Source organism: Bacillus sp. ISL-4, from assembly GCF_018613275.1.
In the GTDB taxonomy this organism is placed as follows: domain Bacteria; phylum Bacillota; class Bacilli; order Bacillales; family DSM-1321; genus Peribacillus; species Peribacillus simplex_E.
In genome coordinates this window covers 83,494-106,730 of the sequence record NZ_JAGGQN010000007.1, presented here as the reverse complement: position 1 = coordinate 106,730, position 23,237 = coordinate 83,494, and the positions used below count along the sequence as shown (strand labels likewise).

Below are 23,237 nucleotides of genomic sequence, written 5' to 3'. Positions count from 1 at the left end.
GATGAAGATGAATTCTTTAGCGAATCTATTTGAAAAAAGTGTTAGGGAATATGGAGACAATATTGCAGTAAGAAATAAGGATATGCAATTTACATATAAAGAAACGAATATCTTGGCAAATAAAATGGCGCTGTACATAAAGGACAAAGGGATAAATAAAGGAGATAATGTCGGAATCTATATTGAAAAGTCGGAGCATGTTTTATTTTTAATCATAGCACTCCTTAAATTGGGGGCTACCTATGTACCTATCGACCCTAAAAGTCCTGATGAAAGAGTAAAGCATATAATAAAGAACTCAGAATTGAAGTTATTGATTGGGGATAAAGGCCGGATTAGCGGCATTGATTGCCATTATGTAACCCTCGATGAATTGATAGAGAATTCAAATGATAGGCCAGGTGAGAATTTCCATACCTTAATTGATACAGAGGATCCAGCCTATATCATTTTCACATCGGGCTCTACAGGAAAGCCTAAAGGAGTTTGCGTTTCACATGAAAATGTCATGAACTTGTTTTTAGGCTGCGAGGGTTTGTTCGAGTTTAATAATAAAGATATATGGACATTTTTCCATTCATACGCATTTGATTTCTCCGTCTGGGAGATGTGGGGGGCTTGGATATATGGCGGAGAAGTTGTAGTGGTTTCATTTGAGGAAAGCAGAAATCCAATATCCTTTGTTAATTTATTGATAAATACACAAACAACCGTTTTCAATTGTACACCAAGCGCTTTCTTCGAGGTGATTGGTGAACTCATAAACCGACAAAATGAATTAAGTTTAAAATACATCATTTTTGGAGGGGAAGCATTAAACTTCAAGAAATTGACGCAGTGGTTTTCTCCCGAAAATGGCAGGCTGCCAAAGCTAATAAATATGTACGGAATAACTGAAACCACAGTGCATGTAACATACAAAGAAATAGCTAAGAGTGATGTGGAAAAAGGAATTACGAATATCGGAAAAGTCTTGCCACATCTTGGGTTCAAGGTGATGAATCAAAATGGAGAAGAAGTAACTGGAGATGAAGAGGGCGAGTTATACGTTTCAGGAAAAGGTGTTTCGCTAGGCTACTATAAAAATACCATGATGAATAAGATGAAATTTACGGATATTGATAATGTTCGCTACTATAAGTCAGGGGATGTAGTGAAAGTTTTGGATGATGGTGATCTGCAATATATCGCCAGGAATGATGATCAAGTGCAGTTAAGAGGTTTCAGGATTGAATTAGGGGAAATAGAGAGCTCGTATAATGATTTGAAAAACATCAAGAATGCAGTCGTTACGATGGATAAAGCGTTTAATGATGATATGCATTTATTTTTATACTATGTTGCTGATGAAGAATTAGCTGCTGATTATTTGAGGGAAAGTGTAAAAAGCTCATTGCCAGCCTATATGATACCAAGCTTTTATATCAAGGTGGACAACATCCCCCTAACGGTAAATGGCAAACTGGATAAATCCTTATTACCCAAATTCGTCATAGAAGACTGTGAAGCTCCATCGAATATCAAGAGTCCAGTGGATGAAACAATTAGTGAAAAAGTAAGAGAATTGGTTGTTAGCATCATAGGCAATGGGGTTATAAAAAATAATCAGTCCCTACTTGAATGTGGAATGAACTCATTATCGATAATGAGATTAATTGTCAAGATTAAAAATCAATTTCAAATTGAAATTGCTCCTTCAGTTTTATTGGAGAACGATACGATCATAAAATTATCCCGAGTCATAGAAACTAGTCAAAAAGAAGAGGTAATGCAAGATTATACACCGATCAATATTAATGCCAGAAATACATACCCTTTAACATATGAACAAGAAAATTTGTGGTTCATTCACCAAACCAATGTAGACAAATCGTTATATAACATAGTTTTTTCGTATGAAATATCAGGTGAAGTGAATGAAGGAAATCTGGAACTATCTTTAGATAAACTAAGCAATAAACATCAAATTTTAAAAAGTGTCATTAGAGAAGAAGCTGGAATGGGCATCTTGGCTTTCGATAAGTCGATTCATCATGATATTAACTATTTCGATGTTTCGCATATTCCATTAGTCATGCAGGAAGAAAAAATAAATCACTTGGTGAAGGAAGAAACGGAACGGCAATTTGATTTAGGAAATGGTCCCCTCTTATCGATGTCGCTAGTGAAGACAAATGAATGTGAACATCAATTATTATGTAACATCCACCATATTATTTTTGATGGTTGGTCGATTCCATTAATGATCAATGATTGGTTTTCCATTTATGAGGAAATCGAGAATGGCGAACGAAATGATAGAGATAACCAATCAATCCAATATGGAGATTATGCTTTATGGCAAAAAAACTCGCCAAATTATGTAAGTGGTAAGGATAATGAGTTCTGGAGTAATGAAATAACTGCATTATGGCAAAAGTCCTTTTTACAATATGATCATCAAAAAAACGGAGAAGGTAAAAGCACTTCCGATATTATCAGCTTTTTGTTACCTAAAGAAATTCAAAACAACCTGGAAAGTCTTCATAAAAAAACGAAATCGACTTTGTTCATGAGTTTACTTACCGCCTATCAAACCTTTTTATCGGTGTACTTTGATGAAGAGGAAGTTGTCGTCGGAAGTCCTTTGGCGAAGAGAAACCATGTGGATACTGAACAATTGATAGGATATTTCGTCAACACATTGCCCTTTAATTTAAATGTATCCCAGAAAGATTCATTTGAAGAAATTTTGCGGAAAAATATAAAAAAAATTGCAGGTGTTTTTGACCATCAAAATTTACCTACTAAGGAAATTTTGAAATATTTATCGGCAGAAAGAACCATGGGAAATACGCCATTGTTCGATACAGTATTTGTCCTGCAAAATAACCAAAAAGAAAAGCTGGCATATAGAAATTTCACGTTAAAGCCGAAAAAAGTCAATACCTTTAAAGCTAAATTTGATTTGGTTGTTCAGGCAGAAGAAATGGATGGCGATGAATTATTCATTTCGTTTGAATTCAACAAATCATTATTTAATAAAGCAACGATTCAAAGAATGGCTAGTAATTTTCAGTATTGGCTGCAAGAGATTACAACCGAGGAAAGCAAGAAGATAAAGGACATCACCTACTTAGAGCCTGCACAGTTACGATCAATAATCGAAATGGGTACAGGCAATGTAAATCAAGAAGTGGAAAATCAGCGTTTTGAAGATGTAATAACTAAGTTTGAGAATATAGTAAGTACAAATTTCAGTGATGTTGCCATTGTTCATGGTGATGACCAAGTGACGTATAGCGAGTTAAATGCCCGGGTAAATCAGGTGGCGCACCGATTATTCCGAAACCATGTAAATGTAGAGGATAGAATTGGGGTTTTTATGGATCGATCGATCAATATGGTTACGGCCATTTTAGCCATTATGAAAGTTGGGGCGGCATATGTGCCTTTGGACCCATCACAACCAGAGTCACGGCTGAAACATATGATTGAGGATTCTCAAATCAAATATTGTTTAAGTAATGAAGAAGGACTTTCAAAGTATCCCGGTGATGAAGGAAAACTAATATGTATCGAAGACATGCTAAAAGAACGAGAAATTGAATGCGAAGAATTCGTTTCAAGAAAGATATCGGAAAGTGATCTGGCCTATATCATCTACACTTCAGGAACAACGGGAAAACCTAAAGGGGTCATGATTGAACATGGAGGGTTGGCTAACCTCTGTAATTGGCATATCAATTATTATTCTGTCGATGGAAAAGATGCAGCAGTACTAGTTTCGAATACATCTTTTGACGCTTCCGTTTGGGAGATATTCCCTTACCTGACAAATGGGAATAAACTCCTGATATTGGATTACTATGATTTATTGGATGTAGAGATCCTTTCGGAGAAGTTAGAAAAGGAGAACGTCACACTCGCGTTTTTTTCAACGGGACTGCTCGAGCAATTATTTATCAACGATATGAAATTTCCAGAATCAATCAGAGCCATTTTGACAGGGGGAGATCGTTTAAAAACGATACCCGATCATTTGAATTTTGATTTATATAATAATTACGGGCCAACTGAGGGCACTGTCGTTTCGACAGCATATAAGGTACTTCCAAGTGATGATACAGTGATCCCGATCGGAAAGCCAATCTTAAATGCAGAAGCGTATGTGTTCAATTCCAGGATGAAGCCCACTCCTAAGGGTCAAATAGGCGAGCTGTATATCGGCGGGAGGGGCATTGCAAGAGGATATATAAATAATCCGGAGAAAAACGATGAAAGTTTCATTCCAAATCCGTTCAATCCTTCAAGGAAGCTATATAAAACTGGAGATTTAGTTAAGTATACCGAGGATGGAAATTTACTATTTGCAGGCAGAGCGGATGACCAAGTGAAAATCAGGGGATATCGTATCGAACTTGGCGAGATCAGTGCCGTTCTAAATAAATGCACAGGTATAAAGGATTGCTTTATAGCGATAAAAGATGAATCTAAGGCAAAGAAATTCATCATTGCTTATTATATCTCTGACAATGACCTGGAAGAAAATTATATCCGGGATTATATGAAGAATCATCTTCCCCAATATATGATTCCTTCTTATTTCATTAAAATGGAGTCATTTCCGTTAACCGTTAACGGCAAAGTAGACATGAAGAGCCTGCCGGATACAAAAACGAACACGGAAGGAAGCAAAAATAAAAGTGCCATTAATGGAACGGAACAAAAATTGTTAAAGATATGGAAAGAGGTGCTGAATAATCAGGAAATAACCATCTTTGATAACTTTTTCGAATGTGGAGGAGACTCCATCCTAAGCATTCAAATTTGTTCACTTGCCAAGAAAGAAAATCTTTTCATTACTTCAAAAAACATCTTTGAAAAACAAAGTATCGAAGAGCTGGCAAAGGTTGTGGAATTGACGGGCGATTTAACGATAAATCAGTCTGATGTTTTTGGAAAGGCACCATTTACACCTATTCAAAGTTGGTTTTTCACTCAACAAATAAATAATTATAATCATTGGAATCAATCTGTAACGTTAAAGGGATACCCGCAATTGAATGAGAAGCGGCTGCAAAAGATCATGGCTCATATCGTTAGACATCATGATGGGCTGAGATCAAGGTTCAATAAAGATGAAGCATTTTCGAAAGTGGAAGAGCATATCGACCCGACTGAAAATTGGACTATGAATTACGTAAATCTATCGAACATGAATAAGGACAAACAGGAACGGGAAATAGCTAGACTCGGGAACGGTGCACAGCAGGGCATAAACATTTCAAACGGTCCACTGATGAAAATTGAATGCATCAATACTGGCCAAAATGAGCATGTAATCATTTGGATCATTCATCATTTACTTGTTGATGGGGTTTCCTGGAGAATCTTGATCGAAGATTTTGATCGGCTATATATTCAGGATATCAACGATCAAGAACTAAAACTGGATACTAAAACGACATCATATAAGGAATGGGCGAATAATCTAAACCAATACAAAAATAGCATTCCATTAGGCATTAAAGAGTACTGGCTGAATGAACATGAGGCAGTAAACGATAACACCCTAGTCAAAACAGGGAATGTTTACGATGGAAAATCATTTGAAGTGAAGCTGAATAAAGAGATTACAAACAAAATCTATAAGGAAATGACAAAAGCGTATAAAGCATCTATCGATGAAATATATTTATCAATTTTCGCAACGCTAATCGGGAATTACTTTAATAAAAGGGATATTCATTTCACTTTGGAGGGACACGGTCGCGAAGAATTATTTGCAGGTATCGATTTATCCAGGACAGTAGGATGGTTTACGACCATGTGCCCGGTTTATATAGAAAATAAAGAAACCATTTCGAACACGATTCAAGGTACAAAGAAAAAGTTAAGGATACTGCCTAATAAAGGGATTGAGTATGGAATCCTGACCGAATTATGTGGCGAGACACATATGAAACGAAATAGGCCGATTATCAGTTTTAATAATTTAGGTAGATTTCACCAAAGCAATGATTTGGCTGCAAAAGAGGTGATCTTTTTTAGTGAACAAGATATTCAACATAATTCCTATACCGAGCATGAAGTCGATATTGAATTGCTTGTAGTGAACGAAGAGCAAACTATAAAAATAAACTATAACAGACATTTCGTAAGAGAAGATTTTGAGAAATATATTCAACACAATTTGCCGGATTTGTTGCGGACATTGGAAGAAGAAACAAAATCGGTAAAACAGATGTACCGACCGGAAGACTTTCCATTGTTGGATATGCCTGAAGAGGAACTTAACCAACTACTGCGCAAAGAAACAGGAATTGTTGATATTTATGAATTGACTGCTTTGCAAAAAGGGATGTTGTACCATAGCTTGTTTGATAGTGAGAGCAGCCAGTATAAAGTGCAGCTCATATTTGATATTAAAGGTTTTCTGGACGTCGAAAAATTAAAGAATGCCATTGTGACAACGGCAGGGAAACATGACATTTTAAAAACGAAATTATATTCAAGTAAAAAAGGGTTATTCTACCAACTGTTAATGAATTCCATGGATACCGAGATTGAATATAAAGAAATAATGGATCAACAAGTAAAGCTGGAAAAGTTGTTAGCAGATCAATATAAGCTCATAGATATCGAGAACAATAGGTTGAATCGCTTCATGATCGTTAAGCTTACGGACAATGAATACCAATTAATATGGACATTCCATCATATTATTATGGATGGCTGGAGTTATTCGATGGTTATTAATGACATCTTTAATTCTTATCATTCAATAACACCATCATCATCCGGTAGTGCTTCATTTAAAGAGTATGTTGAATATATGAAAGATTATACGAGTAATAAGGAGCTGCGGGAATATTGGGCAGGGAAATTGGAAGGTGCCCGAAATTCTGGATCTAGTATAACGGGAGTGTTGGAAGGCGAGGGATACATTGAAAATGGTTACTTGAAAGTACTGGATGAGGAATTGAGTGATACCATTCAACGATTCTGTCAGGAATACAAGATTACCATCAATACTTTCTTTCTAACAATATGGCTAGCCACTTTAAAAGAAGTAAAAGGTACGGAAAATGTATGCTGCGGCGTAGTGACATCCGGCAGGAATATCCCAGTCCGGAACATTGAGGCCATAGTTGGTCCATTTATCAATACTGTGCCATTTATAAAGCATATCAGCCAAGAAAAGACTTACATTGAACTGCTCGATGAAGTTCAAAAGGAGTTTTTGGAACTAAGCTCCTATGAGAATACACCATTATCAGAGATTTATGAGTGGGCTAATTTGGAGAATCATTTGTTTGAATCATTATATGCTTTTGAAAACTATCCCATGCTATTAGCTAATAATGATGAAATCAATGTGAGTTTGAAAGAAGGACGGGAAACGACCCATTATCCAATCGTCATTATCATCACTCCTGGTTCAAGTGTTCAAATTAAGTTTAATGAGGCAGCGGTCAATCCAAAGTTAAGGTCATCAGTCATTTCTATATTTAATCGAATCTTAAGCGAAATGTTAGAAAAAATGAAAGTTAAGTGAGGGGGATATATATGGAAACAACTATTGCTGTGAAGGAAAGGTTAATTGAGGAAAAGCTTATAGGATTTTGGAAAGAGATTTTAGAACAAGAAACTATAGGTACAGATTCCAACTTCTTTGACTTAGGCGGGAACTCCCTTTTAGCCATGCAATTTATTCAAATGGTGAAGAATAACATGGGAGTGAGATTACCAATCAAAGTGATGTTCGAACAATCAACCATCCAGGAACTATCCGTACTCATCAAACAATTGGATGATATTAATAAGTTAGGTTGAATGGAGAAGAATTGAGGTGTTTTTCTATGAAAAGGATAATCAGTGAAACGGAAGATAGGCTATTAAACTTGATTTCAATTGTTATCGAACCTTTTAAAATATCAGTAATGGAGGACATGAATGAACCACTAAGCAAAAATGAAAAAAAAGATGAGTTTTTGTCTTCGATAAAACGGGAGTTTGGTATTCAATTAACACCGGAAATCATTATAAGTCAATGGAATATAGAAAAGCTGGCAAGTTTTCTGGACATGCTTATCAGCATGAGGGAAGTCGAGGTAAATATGCCTTATAAACGTGGGAAAAGTGAAGGGATGCTTTCTCATAATCAAGATCGAATGTATCTGTTTGACAGCCTGAATGAAAGGAAAATGCTCTTTAATATGCCATTTAAATTCATTTTAAATGGCGTAGTGGACATTGATGACCTGCAACAGGCAATAAATTTCATGATTGAACGCCATGAAACTTTGCGAACCAATTTCAAGGGTGAAGAACATCAAATCCTTCAATTCTTATCAAAAAAAAGCAGAAACATAATTGCCTATGAAGACTGTCGGGAAGTAGATCCCGAAGTCAGTAATATAATGGTCGCCTCTCATCTTACTGAAGAAATGGAAAGATGTTTCGACCTGGAAAATGATCATTTATTTAATATGAAACTATTTCGAATTGACGAAGAAAAGCATTATTTAGTATGCAATTTTCACCATATCATTTTTGATGGAGTATCATTTGTCACCTTTTTCGAAGAGTTAATGGAGATTTATGAAAGAATTCAAACGGGCAGGGTTGGGGATATTCCTCCTCTGGACATGCAATATTTAGATTATGCTGTCTGGCATAAGGAGTGGGTCAAGGAAAGTACACCGAGCCAAAGGAGGTTTTGGGAAAGTTATTTAGATCAAGAGGAAGAAGCATTGGAACTTCCATTTGACTTTCAACGCCCAAAATCACCTTCATACTCAGGTGGAAGACTGGAAATGGCGATAACGGATGAACTTCGTGTATTGATAGGCAGGATTTTAAAGGAGAATGGCACGACTTTATATGCTTTTATGATGACCGCCTATCAAGTGTTTTTAAGTCAGTATACCGGGAAGAATCAAATCATTGTCGGGAGTACCGTGGCAAACCGCGGCCAGGTAGAATTTGCCCGGACAGTTGGATGCTTTGTCAATACACTGCCATTGAAACTGACCGTGGATGCCACAGAATCATTTCATGAAATATTGAACCGAAATCGTAAAGTGATTTTGGATGTATTGGAACATCAGGCCTTTCCATTTGAAAAAATCGTTGAAATCATTAATCCGGACAGGGATCTCAGCCATTCCCCATTGTTCCAAACAGCATTGGCAATGGAAGAAAGCTTTGATGGAAACTTTAGCAATTCATTCTTCACTCTTGAACAAGACAAATTCGAAATTCCTTATTCAAATTATGACCTGACCATAAAAGTAAAGGGTTCCCATAACCTAATCCTAGAGTTTGAGTATTCCGATGAACTTTTCAGACGGGAAACAATTGAAAGACTCATGTTGAGTTTTGAAAAATGGTTATTCCAAATTTGCAGAAATGCAAATAAACCTATACGTCATTTGGAGCATTTAGATGACAATCAAATGAACCAATTGTTATTTGGGTGGCAAGGTGAGGTTTCGGATGCACATCAAAATGAGACGATCACCTCCATATTCGAAAGAATCGTTAAGAAGCATTCAAACAAATTAGCCGTTGCTGATAATGGTAAATCCATTACCTATTCGGAATTAGATCAACGATCAAATGTGATTGCGAAATTGCTTAGAAATAATATTGAAAATGGCACCAATAAGGTGGGCCTGCATGTAAACAGATCGATTGATATGGTGATAGGCATGTTAGGAATCATTAAAGCCGGATGTGCATATGTTCCGCTTGATCCTATGCTGCCAGCTGAAAGATTGGAATATATCATTAATGATTCGAAAATGGATATATGCATTACCAATCAAGTTGAGGTTCCTGCCATAAAAAAAATAGCTAAAGTGATTAATCTTGAATCCGTCCATTACGTGGATACCGAGTGCTGTAACGAATCGATTGCCCCTTCCGATCTGGCTTACATAATTTATACTTCGGGAACGACAGGAAAACCCAAAGGTGTCATGTTATCCCATAGAGGAGTAGTGAATTTAATAAAAAGTCAAAACAAGTACTTACAACTTGTTGAGACCTCTAGGGTATTACAATTTGCCACTTTTAATTTTGACGCTTCTATCTATGAGATTTTTGGAAGCTTATTAAATGGTGCAGAGCTGCATATCGGGAATAATAAGGAAGAAATGTTTGATTTATTGGCTTTGGAATATCAAATCAAAAGTGAAAAGTTAACCCACTTAGTATTGCCGCCTGCAGTTTTGCAAGAGCTCAATATAGAGGAATCTGATGTGAAATTCGTTGGTTCAGCCGGATCTGAATGTCCAATAGCTTTGCTGGATCGCTATCGAAATATAAACTTTTATAATGCCTACGGTCCAACGGAATATTCAGTATGGACCACGATTGAAATGTTTAAAGCGTTCGAAAATAATGAGACTGCTAATAATAAAGTATCGATAGGCAAACCTATCCTGAATACTGAAGTCTATTTATTAAGTCCTGAGCAAAGACTTGTCCCGATAGGTGCCGCAGGGGAAATATATATTGGTGGTGAAGGGTTAGCTGTTGGCTATGTGAATAATGATGTTTTAACAAAAGAAAAGTTCATTGAACATCCCTTTAAAGCTGGAAAGCGTTTATATCGCAGCGGCGACCTTGCAAAATTCACGAGCGATGGTGAGTTGATTTTTCTGGGGCGTAAAGATAATCAGGTGAAAATAAGAGGTTTCCGAGTGGAAGTTGATGAGATTTCGGTCAATCTCAATGCGTATCCGAAAGTAAGTGACTCATTCATTAAGGTTCAGGATCAGCCAAACTTAAATAAACAAATAATTGCTTATTTCACATCCAAACAACAAGTTGATCATGACCACTTAAAAGCATTTTTAAAAGAGAGATTACCAAGTTACATGATTCCTGCATTCTTTATGCAAGTGGACAAATTTCCCTTAAATGCAAATGGGAAAATTGATTCAGCGCTTCTTCCGGTACCCGTAACTAGAAGCAATACATTGGAAGAACCTGAGACGGTCAATGAGAAAGTGCTTCTTCAGATTTTTAAGACTGTCTTAGGATTGGATGACATAAGTATCCGAGATAACTTTTTTGAACTTGGCGGCGATTCCATTCAGAGCATTCAAATATGTTCTCTAGCAAGGCAGGAAAATATAATCATCAGTCCAAAATCTATTTTTGAAAATCAAACGGTAGCAGAGCTGGCAGCTATTGCGAAAACCGAAAATAAGGTCATGATTCAACCTATAGCCACTAGAGGGAATGTGGAACTGACCCCCATCCAAGAATGGTTCTTTGCAGAACACACGACTTCCATCAATCATTGGAACCAGTCCATTGTTTTTAGTAAAGATTCCTGTGCTCAAATGGAGGACATTGAAAAAATTCTATCTCATATCGTGGAACATCATGATGGATTGTTAACCCTATTTAAAAAACATGACAATAAATATATCGGGAATATAGACTCAGAACACAAAACATGGGAGTTAGTCTATAAGGATATACATCATTTAGACGAGGAAACGCGAATAAGAATGAGAGATGAATGGGAAAGTAAGGCTCAACGTTCATTGGACATAAGTAATGGACCGATCATGAAAATGCTTGTTTTAAAAGAACAATCAAACAAGTATCGCTTCTTTTGGGTAATCCATCATTTATTGATTGATGCCGTTTCCTGGAGAATTTTACTTGGGGATTTCAATACTCTCCATGATCAAGCTTTAAACAATCAAAAAGGGAAGCTTGCTTATAAAACTTCTTCATTCAAAGACTGGTCAAACTTCTTGAAAAAATACAATGAATCGTTGATGGACCCTGGAACACTCCGTTATTGGGAACAAAAAACAAAAAGTGAAATAACGGATTTTAAGATAGCGGAAGACTTTATAGCTAAAGAAGAAAGAACGATGGTGAAATCATTCAGTGAAGAAGAAACTGAAATATTGATCCAGGAATTATCAAGGCAATCAAAAGCGACTGTGGAAGAAGTATTGTTGTCATTAATTGCAAAGAGTTTGAAAAAGTCTTTTGAAGTGAAGAACTTCTGGATGGAAGTAGAAGGGCATGGCAGGGAAATGGCGGATGAAACAATGGATGTTACTCGGACCGTTGGCTGGTTTACTGCGATGTATCCGATATTGCTGCATTCAGGAGAGACGTTTGATGGCACTTTAAAAAACACGAAGAATGCTATAAGGAAAATTCCAAATAAAGGTTTTGATTATGGCGTTATCAAATATTTACGCCCTGGGGTCATTAAGGAGCCGGATATCCACGTTACTTTTAATTATTTAGGAAGATTGGACTCCCAATTTGAATCATCCAATAGCAGGGACTTTGGTGAGTTTGAAAATAAACCAAAACTCCATTTCCTGGCATTGATCCAGGACGGAAAACTATTCATAAAAATAACCTCAAAATTAGCTGAAGAAAAGATGAACTTAATAATAGAAGCGATTGGTAATGTCGTCATGGAAATCAGGGAAACTGAATTTGACCAAGCTTCTTTAATAGAAAGTGATTTTCCAGATGCGATGCTTACTGAGGAAGATTTGTTTCATATATTGAATTCCAATAAATAAGGTGATTAAGGGTTTAATAGAATGATTGCAGTCGGCAGGTATGGATGACACGAAGATAATGGAATTGGGAGGCGCAAAATTGGAGAAATCTATTCAGAATATCTACTCATTAACTCCGCTTCAAGAAGGAATCCTTTATGAACTGGAAATGAACAATACAGCAGAGAACCTTTACATTTCTCAAATGCGAATCAGGATAACGGGCGCTCTTGAAGTACATGCATTATTCCAGGCGTGGAGTCAGGTTGTAGAACGTCATGAAGCATTAAGAATGAAGGTCATCTCTAAAAATATCGAAAACAATGTTCAGGTTGTATTCAATGCAATGGACTATCAACCAGAAATAATCGATATGACAGAGTTGAGTAAACATGATCAATTAAATGAAATTCAGGGAGTGACATCCAAATCCCAGGAGATGGATGTGAATAACTCCAATTTGATGAAACTCCAGTTAGTGAAAATTGAAGAAAATCAGTATATCTTGATTTGGACTCATCACCATATAATTTTGGATGGCTGGAGTACCAGCATAGTCATCGATGAACTCTTTGTTATTTACAGCCGAATTGTAGGAAAAGACTCCAAACGGCTTATTGATAAGCCGAAGCAATATGGAGATTTTATCCGGTATATGAATAAAATCGATGCGGAAGATATAAACCGTTTTTGGGAAGAGCTAGCAAAGGATATTGAGGAGCCGACAATCACATTCCCCGTTCAGAAGCATGTGAAGGAAAACCAGCAGGAAAATGATCTATTTTGGGAGCTGGATAAAAAACAGAGTGAGCTTTTAAGGGAATTTGCCGCTAAAAACCATGTAACGATTAATGTATTATTGCAGTTAATTTGGTCGATCGTCCTAAAGGAAATGTCCAATCAAAATAGAATAGTCTTTGGAATTGTAAGCTCTGGCAGGTCGAATAACTTATTCAAATCCGAAGAAATTGTTGGGCTGCTCATCAATACCATTCCGATGATAGCTGAAATGAACGATACAGATAGCATTACTGATTTACTGAAACGGTTCCAGGAAACATTAAACAATATGCTCGATTACTCTCAAATTTCTTTAGTGGATATCAAAAGGCATACGAAATTAAAGAAGGAAGATCCGATTTTCGAAACTTTATTTGTTTATGAAAATTATCCGGAAGCGAAAAATGAACAGTTTGACATTGACTGGGAAATCGAAGGCGGAAAAGAGACACATAGCTTTCCATTATCATTACAAGCCCAGGATAATAAAGAAACGATTAAATGCAAATTGTATTTTAATCGCTGCTTCATAGAGCGTTCACTAGTAAATGATATCCAATCAGCCTTCATGCAGATTGCCCATCAAATTACAAAAGTACAGCAAATTGACGAAATATATGTCGATGTTGATTTTTCAAAACTAAAAAATAATGTGAGTAAGAATCATCAAGCAACAAGTGACCATGCGATCACATCCACATCCGTTAATCAAGAACTTAAAGAAATATGGCAAGAGTTTTTCTTGAACAGGGAGATTAATGAGGATTCTGATTTCTTTCAATTGGGCGGGCATTCGATAACAGCCATGAAATTGGTGTCTAAAATAAATAAAAGACTTGATGCGAATATGAAATTAGCCGATTTGTTTGAAAATCCTACATTGAAAATGCTAAGTCATAAGATCTTTCCGGAAGTGAATACGCCTCCGAAAGATGAAACGGAAGTAGTTTCATCTTTTGTGGAAAAGACATTTTTGGAAGTCCTATCAACAAGTCAAATCGATAAAGATGCCGATTTTTTTGAAGTGGGCGGACACTCGATTTTAGCCATGAAGTTAATGACGAAATTAAACAAAGAATACAATCAAGTTCTAACTTTGAAAAATATTTTTCGAAATTCAACAATCGATTCGTTGACGGCCTTCATCATTAACGAAATGTCAGATCATGACATAGATCAGAGTGAAGCGCAACAAAAAGATCATGTTTTATCCAGTAACCAAGAGGCTTTGTGGTTCAACGAAAAACTCAATGGTAAGACAACCAATTATAATATCCCTCAGAAATATAAAATTACTGGTGCAGTGGATACTTCAATATTGGAAAAGTCAGTAAATCATGTCGTTAATAGACATGAGATTTTAAGGACCACCGTCCGTGAAAATGCCGGGAAAGGCTACCAGGAGATCAAGGAAGATTTGTACATTAAAATAGATGAAATCAACCTCTCTGCGTTAAAGCCCGAACAGCAAACGATTCGTATGCTGCAAATTGAAGAAGATGTCCAATCGGAAATCTTTGAAATGGAAAAAGGTCCTCTCATGACAGTGAAACTGGTTAAATTGAGCGAAAAAGAGTCTGTTTTATTCGTGAATCTCCACCATTTCATATTTGACGGATGGTCAGTGAGTATATTTTTAGACGAATGGTTATCTTTTTATGACAGTGAAGTGAATGAAAAGGAACTTATCCTTGGAAACGACTTTAAACAATATAAGGATTTTGCCATTGAGCAGAAAAGCTGGCTAGAACATAACATTAAAGAAGAATCGCTATTTTGGAAAACAAACTTATCTGGGGAATTACCTAAATTGGAGCTTCCTTTAGATACGATACGAACAAAAGAAAATAGCACCGATGGCAGCAGTTTCATAGTGGAACTAGCAAGTGAAGAGCTCCAAGGTTTAAAACGGATGTCCCTTGAAAAAAACTCGACATTATTCATGACACTGCTAACGATGTACCAGTCTTTTCTAGCAAAATATACAGGTCAAAACGATATCATCGTCGGAAGTCCTTTGGCGAATAGAATGATTGAAGGAACAGAAAAATCGTTAGGTTATTTTGTCAATACACTGCCCTTTAGATTAAAGCTGGGACTTGAGGAAACATTCGAAGAGATTCTTGAAAGAAATACAAACCATATCATCGACATCTATGAACATCAGCAAATGACATTGGAGAAAATTGTTGAAGTCATTAATCCTGAAAGAAATTTAGCAAGCACTTCATTATTTCAAACCGTCTTCATTTTACAAAATAATGCAAAAGCTTCATTTGAAAGTGAATACATAAAGATAACGCCTGAAGTAATAAAATCAAAGGCAGCAAAATTCGATTTGAGTTTAGCTGCAGAAGAATATGAGGATAAGCTTTTATTCGCTTTTGAGTATAATTCAGGGATCTTCAATGAACAAACCATTCAATTATTAGCTGAAAATTTCTTAGAGTGGATTAGGAAAATCACTTATCAGCCTGAGCGATCGATTGACAAGATATCCGTCGTGAGTAAGAGGCAGGAAAAAGTATTATTGGAAGAATGGCAGGGAGAAACCATTCGTTTTGAGGGGATCAATGACACAATCCCAGAAGCCTTCCATAAAATTGTTGAGCGGTTTCCTGATAAGATAGCCATTGTTGATGGTCCGAGAACCATTACATATCGCGAATTGAATGATAAGAGCAATCGACTCTCACGCTATTTACTAAGCAAAGGGATTTCTAAAGAAGAAAGAATCGGAATTTATATGAATCGATCAATTGATATGGTGACAGGGATGTTGGCAGTAATTAAAGCTGGTGCTGCGTATGTTCCATTGGATCCTCATTATCCTGATGAACGGTTAAGTTACATGGTTGAAGATTCTTCCATTTCCTACTGCTTGAGTCACAAAGAACTCGGAAAGAATGGTTTGATTGACTCATCCAAAATAATATATTTTGAAGATATTGAAAAAGAATCGGATTTGTTATTGGAAACGAATCTTCACATTGCGGATCAGAGAGACTTAGCATATGTCATTTATACCTCGGGAACGACTGGCAGGCCAAAAGGAGTCATGTTAGAACATAGAGGAATCATTAACTTAGTTTATAACCAAAATGAAATGATGTGTTTGGATACATCAGCTAAAGTGCTGCAATTCGCTACGTTTAATTTTGATTCATCCGTCATAGAGATTTTCAGCACACTATTATTCGGTGCCGAGCTGCATATAAGTGTAGATAAAGAGAATCAATTTGACATGAGTAAACTTGTTGAACAAATTAAGCGTGAAGAAATTTCTCATATCATTTTACCGCCTGCTGTGTTGAAGGAACTTCCAATCAATGAATTGAACACGATTAAAGTGTTGGGATCTGCAGGTTCTGAATGTCCAGTTGAGCTCGTTTCAAAGTTTAAACATATATCGTTTTTCAATGGCTACGGGCCTACGGAATATTCGGTATGTACAAGTTTTAAAATGTTTCCCCCGAATGAGGATGTTACAGATGAATTCGTTGTTTCGATCGGGAAGCCTCTGACCAACACGGTTGTACTTGTGTTGGATGAAAACGGGAAACTAGTGCCGGCAGGGTCAGTTGGTGAACTTTACGTTGGCGGAATTGGGTTAGCAAGGGGATATTTGAATAATGAGAGCCTGACAAATGAAAGATTCATATCCAATCCATTCAACCCTGCCGAAAAAGTATACAGAACTGGGGATTTAGTTAAGCATAACAAAGCTGGGGAATTAGTTTATATAGGCAGGGCGGACGATCAAGTGAAAATAAGGGGATACCGGGTTGAACTATCGGAGGTTAATGTTTCATTACGAAAAATAGCAGAAATCAAGGATAGTTATGTAACGGTAATGGAAGATGGATTTGAGAATAAAAGGCTAATTGCTTATTATACGGTGAATGATAAGGTTTCGATAGATTCAATCAGAAGACGTTTGAAAGATACACTGCCTGCTTTCATGATTCCTGCTCATTTTATGCAACTGGATAAATTTCCTTTGACGCCGAATGGAAAAGTTGATCGGAAATCCCTGCCGAAATGGACGGAACAGTTGGATGAGAGGAAGGAAAAAGTGCTGGATGTGCAAGAGTTGTCCAAAACTGAAACAGAGCTGCTGACAATCTGGAGAAATGTTTTAAACGATCCGACTATAGGACCGGAAGATAACTTTTTTGAATGTGGCGGTGATTCAATCATCAGTATTCAAATATGCTCTGCCGCAAAAGAAAAAGATTTATTTATAACTCCTAAAGATTTATTTGAATGCCAAACGGTCCGTGAGCTAGGGAATATTGTAAATGAGCTGGAGCAAAAACAAGTGGTTCAAGAAACGGTATCAGGTTATGTCCCGTTGACGCCTATTCAATCATGGTTTTTTAATGAAATCCATGAGAATATCCATCATTGGAATCAGTCAGTCGTTTTGATGAAGGATAATACGTTGACCACTGAACAATATAAAAAAATCATCATGAAATTAATTGATCAGCACGATGTTTTAAGAACATTATTTGAAAAACATGGTGATTCATATATTGGCAATATTTCAAATGCTGATACAGCTTGCAGTTTTTATGAGTATCATGTTTCAAGTTTTAAAGATGAAAAAAGCTTGAAGGAAATTAATGAGCTAGAAGAAAACGCTCAACAAAGTTTAAATATACACAATGGCCCCTTGATGAAGTTCCTTCTATTCAGGGATCAAAGGGAGGTAAGGGTTTTTTGGGTGATTCATCACCTAGTGGTTGATGGTGTTTCGTGGAGGATACTTCTTGAACATTTCGAAAGATGCTATCAACAGATAAAGGATGAACAAGAACCATCACTGCCTTTAAAAACGACTTCTTATAAACAATGGTCCGAGAAACTAAACGAATACAAGAACACTGACCTACCGGAAGAGGCCGTTCAATATTGGGAAAAGGAAATGAATGTTCCAGTTTCTCCGCTGACGGAAGACTTAGGAGAAACGTGTGATTTTGAAAACATGTATAAAATAGAAGTGGATGAGGCCCAAACACAAAACCTCATTAAAAACACTTTAAGAAAACATAAAACGACGATTGATGAAGTTTTATTATCCGTAATCGCACATGCACTTTCCAATCGAATGGGAATCGATGAATTTTGGCTCGATTTAGAAGGACATGGCAGAGAGGATATTGAAGATGATATTGATTTATCAAGGACGGTAGGGTGGTTCACCTCGATTTATCCAGTAAGGATTAAAGGAATGGCGACTTTGGGCTCAACTTTGAAAAACACAAAAAACATATTGAGAAATGTGCCAAACAAAGGGTTTGACTTTGGAATCCTAAAGTATATTTCCAATCGGAATCATAACTATCCAGATAGCCTTGTGAGTTACAACTATCTAGGTCAGTTTAATAACACTGGTGATATGGCACAAACCCATAGCAGCAATATCGATTTGAACTATAAATTTCCATATAAACTCAATTTTGTCGCTAGCATCGTAAACAATAGACTCCTGCTGAATATTATTGGCGATAGCAATAATGAGAACTTCCGAATGATATGTAAAGAAGTTGAAGTACACGTAAACAAAATTTTAAGTGGAAGTGCAGATTTGAATGACTCCATTGTTGAAACGGATTTTGAAGCAGAGAAAATAGTCGATGGAGGCACGATCACCCATTTCATTAATAAGTTTAATAACATTGAAGAGATCTACCCAGTGACATCACTTCAAGAAGGAATGTTATTCCATAGCGAAGTAACCCAAAGTCCTGAATATATTTCACAGCTATCCATTGATTTAGTAGGTGATCTGGACTTGGTTAAATTAGAAGAAGCCTGGAATGAAACCTGTAGAAAATACGACGTTCTAAGATCCGTTTTCAGGCGCAATCAATTGGGGGACCGTTATCAAATCATACTTAATGACATTTATTATGTGTTTAATCATGTGGATCTAACGATGTTTAGTGAAGACGAGTCAGAATCCAAGCTAGAAAACCTTTTAGAGCATAGCAAAAACAGACAAACGGATTTAGAGAATGGTCCGCTCATGAACATCACTTTGATTCAGCTATCGGATCATCGCTATAAATTCATATGGACACATCATCATGCTTTAATAGATGGCTGGAGCCTGCAAATTGTCATTAATCATTTTTTGGATAATTACCGAAACCCATCCAATACGACGAAAGACAGTGATGAACATAAGAATGCTTATAAACAAGTCATGAATCATGTCAGGAATATTAATAAACAGGAAGAATCAGCTTTTTGGAATAAAGAATTGAGGGATTTCGAACAAGTAAAAGCACTAGTGAGTAATAAAACGGATAAGGTAGTTTTTACATCGGATAAAGTTATTGAATATAGCTTACCTGAAGAGCTTACCGAAAGATTAATAGAATTATCCAAGCGTCATCGAAAGACCATTAATACCGTTGTTCAAGGAGTTTGGAACATCGTTCTATCCTACCTCAGTGAAAGCGACTCAGTATGCTATGGGGTGACAAGCTCAGGAAGGAACCTCAGCATTCCGCATATTGAATCAGCTGTAGGCTTATTGATCAATACTCTGCCATTCTCTTTAAAAATCGATTGGGATGATGATTTACAATCCTATCTAACTGCTATTCAAAACAAGCAATTACAAATGAGAGAGTATGAGTTCAGTTCACTTACGGATATAAAGAGATACGCTGAAATTCCCTGGGATAAGGAATTATTCCAACATATATTTGTATTCGAAAATTATCCGAGCACAGAACTGGCAGAGGATTCGCAAATCATGATCGAAAATTCAGTTGGAAGTGAATCGACCAATTTTGATCTTACGTTCTCTGCGGCTATAGTGCAATCCAAGCTGCATTATAAAATCATTTATAAAGAAAGTAAATTCGATGAAAATGAAATTTTACGTTTTATGGATTCCATGCAGGAAATATTCTTAAAACTAACAGAAGATGAAAAACTACTATCTATTGGTAAATTAATAAATCACTTGAAAGTTGGGGCCCGATGATAAGTAAATCGATAACGACGAATAAATTGATGTCAATAACTGAAGCTTTTATAAAAATCGTGGAAGATAATCAGTCGAAAGCGGCTCTTTGTGAAAATGACAGGCAAATTACTTATAAAGAATTAGATATTCTTTCAGATAATCTTGCCAAAAGGATCATTGATTTGGGGATTCAAAAAGAAACAATGATCGGGATTCCAAGCAAAAGGTCCATTGAACTGATCATCGGGATGCTTGCGATAATAAAGTCAGGCTGTTGTTATGTTCCAATAGACGAAAAGTACCCATTAAAAAGATTGGAATATATGCTTGCAGATACGGATATGAAGTTCTTCTTATCGTTTAATGGCCAAGAAGGGAAGCTCCGTGAATTGGATATTGAACCAATTCCATTTGAGATTAATGAATTAAGCAAGGAAGGGCACATGCCCGTTAACCGTTCTTCGGAGAATGGTCTCGCATATGTTATCTATACATCAGGAACGACTGGAAAGCCAAAAGGTGTGATGATAGAGCATAAGAGTGTAGTCAATTTAGTATTGAACTCTGAAATACTTGAAATAAACGAAAATAATAGAGTGGCTCAATTTTCCAACCCATGCTTTGACGCTGCAACTTTTGAGATATGGGGAGCTTTATTGAATGGCGCAACTTTATTCTTGATGTCGAATGAATTCACTTCTTTTGATGATTGGAAAGAAGCGATATCCATTGGAAAGGTGGATGTAGCTTTTTTTACGACAGGTCTTTTCAATGCAATGGTTGATGAGGATCCATTAATTTTTGAAGGATTAAAGAAAATTGTGGTTGGCGGAGATAAAATCTCAGTTTCCCATGTGAGAAGATTGAAGCAAACAATCGGTCATTTTTCCTTGATTAATGGGTATGGACCAACTGAATGCACGACTTTTGCCATTTGCCATGAGGTCGAAGACAAAGATGCAGATGTTATTCCCATTGGAAAGCCGTTGAGCAATGTAGAAATCAAGATTCTATCTGAAGAACAAGTAGAGGTAGAGGATGGGGAAATAGGCGAGATCTACATTGGCGGTCTAGGGGTCATGAGGGGCTATCTAAATCAGCCGCAATTAACGGAACAAGCTTTGCTCATGGATGATTTGAATCAGGCAAAGTGGTACAAAACAGGTGATCATGGCGTCCGGTTACACAATGGTGAAATCTTGTACAAAGGCCGAAAAGACAGTCAAGTGAAAATTCGCGGCTTTAGAATTGAACTGAATGAAATTCAGGAAAAGCTTGATAAATACATGAAGCTGGAAAGTTCAGTAGTTGCTGTTAAAAACATCAATGGTGAGAATTATGTTATCGCTTATTACAAACATAAAGAAAAAGCGGAAAACGCTGAAAAGGATATTAAAGATTATCTTAGCAATGAATTGCCAAATTATATGATTCCCCATTTTTTTGTCAGAGTGGATGATTTCCCGCTTAATGCCAACGGTAAAGTGGATAAAGACAAATTATTGGAAATGGATATCATGCAAAATAAAACTTCCTTAGCCAATCAAGAAACTGGAAAGAAAAAAGAAGTATTGGAGATTTGGAGAAATGTATTAGGAAATCCAAGTCTAGGATTGAACGACAACTTCTTTGAAAATGGAGGCCATTCCATCTTAGCTACAAAACTGGTCTATGTAATGAAGGAAACCATACTTCCTGAGGCCACTTTACAAGTATTATTGGAAAATAACACAGTCAATAAATTTGTTGAGGCACTTGAAGTCGATTCAGCTGGCAGCATGGAAGAAGTGATGGAGAAGGATTCCATGCTCGCTCCAGTGTTGATGGAGAAAATAAAGGAAATATCCACTAAACCAGTTGAGATTGAAAAAAATATGATGATTACAGGTGGAACAGGGTTTTTAGGGGCACATCTATTAAATAAATTGTTACTGGAATTGGAAGATGTCAAAATCTATTGTTTGGTTAGATTTCCTTCAAGAAATAGATTGAAAGATACTTTAATGAAATATGGTCTTTGGCAGGATGATTTCGTAAGTAGAATCGTTGTAATTGAAGGAGATCTTAGTAAGCATCAATTTGGTTTGGATGATATGACATATGAGAAATTAAGCAATGATGTTTCTCATGTGTATCATGTCGGTGCCGAAACGAATTTCTTCGAGCCATATAGCAAATCAAAGATTTCAAATGTGAATGGTGTAGTGGAGATCATTAAGTTTGCTTCATCATACACTAGGAAAAACATTTATTATGCCTCAACGCTTTCTGTCTTGACCGGCGAAAGGAAATGGGACGAGGAAGACGAATTGGTTTACTCCCCCGATTTAATGATCGGGTACAGCCAGTCCAAATGGGTTGCCGAGAAATTGCTTCTTCAAGCAAGGGAACATGGACTGACAATCGATATTTTCCGATTAGGCAGGATTTCATCTAATTCAAACGGGGTTTGGAACGAGAAGGATATGTTGTACAAGGTTTTTGAATCATTTATTGAACAAAGGATATTGCCATTTAAAGAGGAAATTCATTTTGAGTTGATGCCAGTCGATTTTGTAAGTGAGTTCATTTACAAAATATCAAGATTGAATGCGAATCAGAAGCTCGGGATCTATCATATGTTCAATGATCAGAGGGTTTCAAGTGAATTCGTGACCTCCTTCTTTGAAAAAAATGAAATCCCTTACTCCAACATGGATTTGGAAGAATGGTTACAATCATTAAAAGAAAAGACACAATCTAACGAGATTCATTCATTAAGTGCTCTGTCCCAGTTAATTGATGAATCAACAAAATTAAAAGAGTCGGAAATCCTGCAATCCAAAACCAAGAAGGAAATGGGATTGTTAGAAATGAAAATGCCGGAAATCGATTCAGGGTATGTTGAAAGCTTTATGAAGTTCATGCTGAAATAATCGATCATGGAG

Annotated in this window: 5 protein-coding genes; all 5 read left to right on the top strand. The window is 36.5% G+C overall.

The genetic code is table 11. From position 1 onward, the window contains the following. Position 1: 1 nt before the first annotated feature. Complete coding sequence (locus J7J00_RS03885; protein ID WP_214787606.1) at positions 2-7,540, top strand: non-ribosomal peptide synthetase; 7,539 nt, start codon at positions 2-4, stop codon at positions 7,538-7,540. Between the two features lie 11 nt (positions 7,541-7,551). After that, the gene (locus tag J7J00_RS03880) at positions 7,552-7,818 is read left to right on the top strand and encodes a phosphopantetheine-binding protein (protein ID WP_098370559.1); all 267 of its coding nucleotides are present in this window, start codon (positions 7,552-7,554) and stop codon (positions 7,816-7,818) included. Between the two features lie 26 nt (positions 7,819-7,844). Beyond that, positions 7,845-12,563 carry a non-ribosomal peptide synthetase gene (locus tag J7J00_RS03875; protein WP_214787604.1) on the top strand — a complete coding sequence of 1,573 codons (4,719 nt, stop codon included), beginning with the start codon at positions 7,845-7,847 and terminating at the stop codon, positions 12,561-12,563. Between the two features lie 79 nt (positions 12,564-12,642). Next, positions 12,643-20,328: a non-ribosomal peptide synthetase gene (locus J7J00_RS03870; RefSeq protein ID WP_214787602.1), complete on the top strand. Its 7,686-nt coding sequence runs from the start codon at positions 12,643-12,645 to the stop codon at positions 20,326-20,328. Beyond that, positions 20,325-23,225: an amino acid adenylation domain-containing protein gene (locus J7J00_RS03865; protein WP_214787600.1), complete on the top strand. Its 2,901-nt coding sequence runs from the start codon at positions 20,325-20,327 to the stop codon at positions 23,223-23,225. Before J7J00_RS03870 ends, J7J00_RS03865 begins: the two co-directional genes overlap by 4 nt. Positions 23,226-23,237: the final 12 nt, after the last annotated feature.

Bases quoted from the DNA above. Each gene is read 5' to 3' on its own strand.
- J7J00_RS03865 (WP_214787600.1), top strand. From the start codon at position 20,325: ATGATAAGTAAATCGATAACGACGAATAAATTGATGTCAATAACTGAA.
- J7J00_RS03875 (WP_214787604.1), top strand. From the start codon at position 7,845: ATGAAAAGGATAATCAGTGAAACGGAAGATAGGCTATTAAACTTGATT.
- J7J00_RS03880 (WP_098370559.1), top strand. From the start codon at position 7,552: ATGGAAACAACTATTGCTGTGAAGGAAAGGTTAATTGAGGAAAAGCTT.
- J7J00_RS03885 (WP_214787606.1), top strand. From the start codon at position 2: ATGAAGATGAATTCTTTAGCGAATCTATTTGAAAAAAGTGTTAGGGAA.